General features: G+C 57.8%; 1 protein-coding gene and 1 pseudogene. Both read left to right on the top strand.

The window, feature by feature from the left end:
• Positions 1 to 512 precede the first annotated feature (512 nt).
• Positions 513 to 962: a PAAR-like protein gene (locus AC6RNO_RS36490; protein ID WP_497108426.1), complete on the top strand. Its 450-nt coding sequence runs from the start codon at positions 513 to 515 to the stop codon at positions 960 to 962.
• 20 nt (positions 963 to 982) lie between these two features.
• Positions 983 to 2,855: pseudogene (locus AC6RNO_RS36485) on the top strand (HNH endonuclease); the annotation flags it as partial.

Genomic DNA, 2,855 nt, shown 5'->3' with positions numbered 1-2,855 from the left:
TTTTTCAGGTACAAGCGGAGAGGGAAAGCGAGTTTTCGGATGTGCTGGACCGGCAGTTGTATCTCGTATCCGAGCGAATGAAGCGTCTGCTGGAGGCGTATGCACCCGACACCTTGTTCAAGCTGACCCCGCTGGTGGACTTGAGGCATCGCCGTCAGCGGAACTATTATTTGCCTATTTTTGAGGAAGTGGAGGCGTTAAGTCCCTTCAGCGTGCGTGTCGGCGACGGCAGCGTGATCAAAAAGCCCGTGCTGCAAGCGGAGCGGATGGAGGGCAAAAAGATCGTGCGGATTCAAGAAAGCGGCAAGCCGCTGATCGTCGTTCGGCTGGATGTGGCGGAAAGTATTTTTCNTCAAAAAGCCCGTGCTGCAAGCGGAGCGGATGGAGGGCAAAAAGATCGTGCGGATTCAAGAAAGCGGCAAGCCGCTGATCGTCGTTCGGCTGGATGTGGCGGAAAGTATTTTTCGGCGGGATTTCGAGGGCGTCCGGCTTGAACGGTTGGCGGTGGAGTAATGGACAGCGGTGGGGCTGAGCTGAATGACAAGTCTGAGGAGGAAGATCAGATGCCGGAGGGCGAGTACTACGTAGTCAGAGGCGCCAAAATGGGGTGCAATTGCGGGAGCCACAAGCGGCGGATTAATTTGCCGAAAAGTCATGGGTCGTACGTGAACGAAAAACCGATGATGAATGAATCGGATTACCAGTTCCCGGCGAACGTCCCGTATTTCGGGATATGCAACAGCCCATCAAATCCGAGCGGAGAAACGATTTATTTGATCGCCGAGGACAAGCCGGAGACGATTAGCGGCAAACCGTGCTGCCCGGTCTTGATGGAAAAATGGACGAAGACGAAGGAAACGGCGCTCGTGGAGGGCAAGCCGGCGTTGACGACGGAATCGCTGCTGATCTGCGGTCATCAAGGGACCATTCGGTTTTTCAGCAACGGTCAGCATGACGGGTAAGAGAATCGGAGGTGGTGGAAGTGGCAGGTTTTGAACAAATCAGGGTAAAAACGGCGTACCCGATTCACCGGCTGGAGGATGTGCAAATCGAATGGAAGCCGGGGGAGCATGGACGGCTGACCGTGCGCGGAATCGTAGATGAGGCTGTCAACGTAAGCGCAGCGCAGCAAGCATCGGCAAGCGATGAGATCCATGTCTACGAATATGACGGTCAGCGGGAAACGACGTTGTTCAAGGGCTTTGTAAGCGCAGTGAACATGACGCATGCCAACGGCATATACGGCATCGAACTGGAAGGGCTGTCCGGTTCGCATAGGCTGGATGTCGCCAAGCGGCGGCGAACGTTTCAGGATGTGTCGATGGACTATCCGGCGCTCATCCAGGAGCTTTTGCAAGCCTATCCGCAGCAGGATGTGCTGTACAGCGTGGGCCAAGGCACAGCGATCGGGGCGCCGGTGATCCAGTACGAGGAGACGGACTGGGAACTGCTGAAGCGTCTGGCAAGCCATTTCCAAAGCGTCGTCGTCTGTGATATCTTGGAAGCAAGGCCGAAGCTGTTTTTTGGCATGCCGCAAGGGAAAAGCGTCAGCCTGCCGGAGGATACGCCGTATAAGGCGGGTAAGGACTTGCTGGCTTTTCAGCGGGCCGGCGGTTATGAGGCAGGGCTGCATGATACGGATTTCTTTTATTATGAGGTAGACAGCATGGAGCGCTTGTCCCTGGGGGATGAGCTTGAATTCCGCAGCAAACGGATGGTGGTCAGCGAAGTTACCGGTCGTATGAATCGCGGACAATTCGTGTACACGTACCGTTTGTCACGGGCAGAGGGGATTCGCAGGAGCCCTATCTACAACGAGAAGTTGACGGGCATCTCGCTGGAAGGGGAAGTGCTGGAGGTCAAGGGCGAGCAGGTGAAGCTGCATCTGAGCGTGGACCGCGAGCAGCCTAAGGACAAGGCGCATTGGTTCCCGTTCGCGCCGGCGACCGGCAGCGCCATGTACAGCATGCCGAAGGCGGGGACTCGCGCGAGTCTGTACATACCCGATGCCGAGGGACGGCAGGCGATCGTCGTAGGGGCGGTGCGCACCAATGGCGGTAGCTGCGCCAAAACCGGCGACCCGAGCAAGCGCTACTTCGGGACGGAGCACGGAAGCGAGCTGGAGCTGACGCCGACAGCGATCAATCTGACGGGCGGGAGCAAAGAGCTGCTGAAGCTGAGCTTCGACGATGCGGTGGGCGTGACGATGACGAGCCACAAGAAGCTGACGCTGAACGCGAAAGCGGACATCTCGCTCTACACGCCCAAGCGTGTGGTCATCTACGCGCAGAGTCAGCTTATGGCGAAGAAGCTGAGCGCGCAAAGCGGCTTCTCGATCGAGAGCGAGTACCACTTCCTGGGAGCGAATGTAAGGGCGGAAGGAAGAGACCGTACCTCGTATGCGCCATTTGACGACGAGCCAAAGCAAGGAACGCCGCCTTCGCCGCTCCCGCTGCCGGAGAAAAAGAAGTTTAGCTGGGGGAAGCTGGCGGGCAACGTGTTGGGCGCACTGGCGGTTGTGGCCGTGGTAGCGGTAGTTGCGGCAGTCACCGTAGCGACGTTAGGAGCCGGGGCGGTGGTGATCGGAGCCGTGGCGGCCGGCGTGATGGCAGCGGGAGCCGTCGCAGTAGGAACGAAAGCAGCCTCGGATGTCCAGCGAGGGGAAGTGAGCGACTTTAGCGATTATTCCCCCGCCGATGCGTTTCGGGAGTTGATGAGCGGTGCGACATCCGGTGCGCTTTTCGGACCCATTAAGAAAGCATGGGAAGCGTACAAAGAATTTGATCCGATGAGCGCTGGCATCCTGGCAGGAATCGGCACGGTTGTAGAGGAAACCGTTCTGGGGTTGGCAGACT

This window comes from Paenibacillus sp. sgz302190 (assembly GCF_059820445.1).
The sequence above is the reverse complement of the archived record's forward strand: the minus strand, read 5'-3'. Positions and strand labels throughout refer to the sequence as shown.

Coding starts and splice junctions, on each gene's coding strand:
- AC6RNO_RS36490 (WP_497108426.1), top strand. CDS start 513: ATGGACAGCGGTGGGGCTGAGCTGAATGACAAGTCTGAGGAGGAAGAT.